General features: G+C 63.7%; 5 protein-coding genes. 3 read left to right on the plus strand and 2 right to left on the minus strand.

Annotated elements, in window-relative coordinates:
• Positions 1–606, plus strand: a 606-nt coding sequence (locus tag EOA27_RS21810; protein WP_127257132.1) for an SDR family oxidoreductase, incomplete at its 5' end; no start/stop codon positions are given.
• A 24-nt stretch (positions 607–630) separates the two neighbouring features.
• Here the strand turns inward: EOA27_RS21810 and EOA27_RS21815 are convergent.
• Positions 631–870 (minus strand): hypothetical protein, encoded by a 240-nt coding sequence (locus EOA27_RS21815; RefSeq protein WP_126083422.1) that lies wholly within the window; start codon positions 868–870, stop codon positions 631–633.
• 139 nt (positions 871–1,009) lie between these two features.
• Entirely contained in the window at positions 1,010–1,453 is a 444-nt protein-coding gene (locus EOA27_RS21820) for an SRPBCC family protein (RefSeq protein WP_126061566.1), read from the minus strand.
• A 460-nt stretch (positions 1,454–1,913) separates the two neighbouring features.
• On the opposite strand from EOA27_RS21820, the gene EOA27_RS21825 reads away from it, so the two are divergent.
• Complete coding sequence (locus EOA27_RS21825; RefSeq protein ID WP_126083423.1) at positions 1,914–3,341, plus strand: family 16 glycosylhydrolase; 1,428 nt, start codon at positions 1,914–1,916, stop codon at positions 3,339–3,341.
• A gap of 12 nt (positions 3,342–3,353) precedes the next feature.
• The coding region (locus tag EOA27_RS21830) for a type I secretion system permease/ATPase (RefSeq protein ID WP_127257134.1) at positions 3,354–4,934 on the plus strand (1,581 nt) is incomplete at its 3' end.

A 4,934-nucleotide genomic window follows, 5' to 3' on the forward strand; every position in this document is an offset into this window, starting at 1 on the left:
CTCTCTTCCTCCGGCAAGGGCGAGGCGCTGGGCAAGGAACTCGGCGGCTTCGGCGTCACCGGCTCCAACCAGTCGAATGACGACCTGAAGCGCCTCACGGACGGCGCGCTGGAGCGCTGGGGCCGCATCGACGTGCTGGTCAACAGCGCCGGCCACGGGCCGCGCGCGCAGATCATCGAGATCAGCGACGAGGACTGGCACAAGGGCATCGACACCTATTTCCTCAACGCCGTGCGCCCGACCCGGCTGGTGACGCCGGTGATGCAGAAGCAGAAATCAGGCGTCATCATCAACATCTCGACCGCCTGGGCGTTCGAGCCGAGCCCGATGTTCCCAACCTCGGCCGTGGCGCGCGCCGGGCTTGCCGCCTTCGCCAAGATCTTCGCCGACACCTATGCGGCCGACAACATCCGCATGAACAATGTGCTGCCCGGCTGGATCGACAGCCTGCCGACGACGAACGAGCGCCGCGACAGTGTGCCGATGAAGCGCTACGGCACGTCGGAAGAGATCGCCGCGACGATCTCGTTCCTGGCTTCGGACGGGGCGGCCTACATCACGGGACAGAACATTCGCGTGGATGGGGGCATCACAAGGGCGATATGAGGGTGGCGAGGACGCCGCCTCAGATCATCCCGGCTTGCGTGAATTGATCACCCACAGAACGCATAGGAAGGCTATCGAGCCCACCAGGACGATCGAATTGCCGACCACGATATTCCAGAACCGTGTCGGATCATCCGAGAGCGCGACCCAGTGCAGCTTGCCTCGGACTTCGCCCATCTTGATGCCGCAGGCAATGTTGTAGATCGCGATGGCGGCAAGCGCGGCCATCAGGACAAAGAGGTCGTTGTTCTTGTTGCGATCCATGACAGCGGCTTTTATCAGCGCTTGGTGAAATATTGCTTACCTTGGGGAACGCGGCGGCCGGGAACCCGGCCGCCACGTTTTTCGGTTTGACGCAATTCCAGGCGGGAGGATCACGGCAACCGCGCCGGTTTGCCCGAGACTATTGATTGATCTCCGGCTCGACGAGCTTGGCCAGATTGCGCAGCGATTCCTGCCAGCCGAGATAGCAGGCCTCGGCGGGAATGGCGTCCGGGATGCCGGCCTGGGTGATGTTGATCTCAGTGCCGACCAACACTTTCTTCAAGGTCACCGTCACCTCGATCTGGCCCGGAAGGTTGGGATCGTCGAAGCGGTCGGTGTAGCGCAGGCGCTCGCCTGGGACGAGTTCGACGAATTCGCCGCCGAAGGAATGGCTGCCGCCGGTGGTGAAGTTGCGGAAGGACATCTTGTAGGCGCCGCCGACCTTGCCCTCGAACTCATGCACCGTGCAGGTGAAGCCGTTCGGCGGCAGCCACTTGGCCAGCGCGTCGGCCTCGACGAATGCGCGGTAGACCTTCTCCGGCTTGGTCGCCAGGACGCGGTGCAGGTGGATGGTGCTCGGCATGTCTCGATATCCTCTCTGGTTTCGTTGATCGATGCCCTAAGGACGGGCGACCTCCAGCCGATCCGACAGAGACTGTCAAATTTTTCGCCCCGCGGCTACCGTGCCGCTTTGTGACGGGGATAGGACGTTGGTGCTGCGATCGGGTTTCCGGCTCGAATGTCCACCGTCGCGCTTGGCGACTCAACCCTCGTTCATCGCGGGCGCCGCGCTGGTCAATTGCGATCACGAGCAGCATTCTGCCCAATATTTTGGCATGAGTCTCGCAATATTGAGTAAAATTGGGTAATTCGAGGTGTAATTATCGCGCTTAAATTGCATTAGATACACCTTATCATAATCATTTCTAATCATTAATCGATGAATGGCAATTTTTACTGTACTGTGACGCGATTCCTTGGAACCATAGGCCGGCTTTGCAGGTTGGCCTGAAAGTCAGCCACCACCCAGGAAGGAGTGTCCGATGAGCTTCGTCGTCAACGCGATAGGCGTTCCTCTTTATTATAGCGGCGCTTCCAACCATTGGTTTTCGGCGTCCTCGCCCGGGACGTTCAACGGCAGCAGCGGCAACGACTCCATCTGGGCCTCCAGCGGCGTCAACGTCACCATGTATGGCGGCCAAGGCGACGACATCTATTACCTCTATTCGGCGAGCAACAAAGTGGTCGAGTACGCCGGCCAGGGCGTCGACACCATCAACACATGGATGAGCTACACGCTGCCCAACAATGTCGAGAACCTCGTCGTCACCAACGCCCACAACTATGCCTTCGGCAATGCGCTGGACAATATCATCACCGCCAAGGGCGGCGGCCAGACCCTGGACGGCGGCGCGGGCAACGATGTGCTGATCGATGGCGGCGGCGGCGGCGCCGACACTTTCATCATCGCCAAGGGCAATGGCAGCGACTCCATCGTCAATTTCGCCGCGAACGACACCGTGCGGCTCGATGGCTACGGCTTCACTACCTTCGCCGCCATCCACGACAGCATGATCCAGGCGGGGCCGAATGTGGTGCTGAACCTCGGATCGGGCGAGATCCTCGAATTCAAGAACACGACCATCGACAAGTTCCAGCCCAGCCAGTTCCAGCTGCCGATCGACAAGTCCGGCATGACGCTGTCCTTCAGCGACGAGTTCAACACGCTGAACCTCAACAATAGCCAGGGCGGCACTTGGGACACCAACTTCTGGTGGGGCGCGGCGAACGGCAGCACGCTGACCCGGAACAACGAGCTGCAATGGTATATCGACGCCAATTACGCGCCGACCAGCTCGGTGCATCCGTTCAGCATCGACAATGGCGTGCTCACCATCACCGCGGCGCAGGCGCCGGCCGACATCAAGCCGCTGATCAACAATTACGAATACACCTCCGGCTTGCTCACCACGCATGACTCGTTCTCGCAGACCTATGGCTATTTCGAAATGCGCGCCGACCTGCCGGAAAACGCCGGCGCCTGGCCGGCCTTCTGGCTGCTGCCGGAAGACGGTTCGTGGCCGCCGGAACTCGACGTGGTGGAGATGTATGGCCAAAAGCCGAATTCGCTGCTGATGACGGGGCATACCCTCGAGACGGGCCAGCACACGACGGTCGGATCCACGGTGAACGTCATGGATACCGCCGGCTTCCACACCTACGGCCTGTTGTGGACGCCGGACAAGCTGGTCTGGACCTATGACGGCGTGCAGGTCGCGCAAGCGGCAACCCCGTCGGACATGAACAAGCCGATGTACATGCTGGTCGATCTCGCGGTCGGCGGCCAGGCCGGCGCGCCGCCGGATCATCTCGCCACGCCGGCCCAGATGAAGATCGACTACATTCACGCCTACACGCTGGACGAACTGCAGCAGAGCCATTTGAACGTCACGGCCGAACACACAGCCTAGGCGTCCAGGGCAATGTCGCGAGAGCGCCCTCCGACCAGCTTGCGGCCCGTTTCCCTGCGCGGCGTGTTCCTGCGCGCGGTCAGCGATGTCGGCCTGTTCTCGCTGCTGATCAACCTGCTGCTGCTGGTGGTCCCGCTTTACCTGCTCCAGGTCTATGACCGGGTGCTGCCCTCCTCCAGCGTCGAAACGCTGGTCTATCTGTCGGTCATCGCAGTCGCGGCGCTCGGCTTCCTCGGCTTTCTCGACGCCGTCCGCGCCGTCTACACGCAGCGCATCGCCGCCACCGTCAATGACAGGTTGGGCGCGACGGTTTTCGCCGCTTCGCTCGGCGACCGGAGCGGGCCGTCGCCGCTCGCCGACCTCGCCGCGGTCTGCGCCTTCATCCGCTCGCGCGGTGTGGCGGTGCTGTTCGACCTGCCCTTCGCGCCGGTCTTCCTCGGCCTGCTCTACCTCATCCATCCGGTGCTGTTCTGGGTGACGCTCGGCGGCACCGCGCTGCTGGTCGTGCTGGTCGTGGCCAACCAGCTTGCCATCGGCAGGAACGATGCGCTCTCCGCGGAGCGCTCGGCTCTGGCCAGCCGGGCCGAGCAGGCCTTTGCCCGCAACGCCGAGACGCTGCGCGCCATGGGGATGGTGGAAAACGCCGCGCGCGCATGGGGACGGCATGTGGCGGAGGCGCTCGTGCTGCATGACCGCTCGGCCAGCGCCAACGCGATCTTCAGCGGCACTTCCAGGGCGCTGCGCATGATTCTGCAGCTGGCGATCCTCGGCGCCGGCGCCTGGCTGGTGCTGAAGGGCGAGATGACGGCCGGCATGATCTTCGCCTCCTCGCTGGTGTCGTCGCGCGCGCTGCAGCCGCTCGACCAGCTGATCGGTTCGTGGCGACAGATCGGCGAGGCCAGGCGCGCCTGGACGCGGCTGCAGGTCGCGCTTGCGGCGCAGCCGGCACAAGCAAGCAAACTAACCTTGCCCGATCCGGCCGGCGCGATTGCCGCGCAGGATCTTTTCTTCATCGGGCCGAATGCGACGTTCGGCGCCGAGCCGATCCTGAAGCGGCTGAGCTTCGCGATTCAGCCCGGCGAAGCAGTGGCGATCGTCGGCCCGAGCGGCGCCGGCAAATCGACGCTGGCGCGGCTGCTTGTCGGGGCGACCCAGCCGAGCGGCGGCTCGGTCCGGATCGACGGCGCCGAGCTCAGGACCTGGGACGAGAGCCAGCTTGGCCGGCATATCGGCTATCTGGCGCAGGAGGTGGAGCTTTTCCCCGGCTCGGTCAGCGAGAATATTGCCCGCTTCGAGGCAGGCGCGGACGACGCGGCGATCATCGAGGCGGCAAGACGCGCCGAGGCGCATGAGCTGATCCTTTCGCTGCGCGACGGCTACCAGACGATGGTCGCCGGGACGCTGTCGGGCGGCGAGCGGCAGCGGATCGGGCTGGCGCGCGCCTTCTACGGCAATCCGCGCATCCTGGTGCTGGACGAGCCGAGCACGCATCTCGATGGCGCCGGCGAAACGGCGCTCGAAGCGGTACTGGCGGCCGCGCGCGCGGCGGGCGTCACCACGATCGTCATCACGCATCGCCCTTCGGTCGCAGGC

The sequence above is a fragment of the Mesorhizobium sp. M2A.F.Ca.ET.037.01.1.1 genome (assembly GCF_003998075.1).
GTDB lineage: Bacteria > Pseudomonadota > Alphaproteobacteria > Rhizobiales > Rhizobiaceae > Mesorhizobium.

Bases quoted from the DNA above. Each gene is read 5' to 3' on its own strand.
- EOA27_RS21815 (WP_126083422.1), bottom strand. From the start codon at position 870: ATGGATCGCAACAAGAACAACGACCTCTTTGTCCTGATGGCCGCGCTT.
- EOA27_RS21820 (WP_126061566.1), bottom strand. From the start codon at position 1,453: ATGCCGAGCACCATCCACCTGCACCGCGTCCTGGCGACCAAGCCGGAG.
- EOA27_RS21825 (WP_126083423.1), top strand. From the start codon at position 1,914: ATGAGCTTCGTCGTCAACGCGATAGGCGTTCCTCTTTATTATAGCGGC.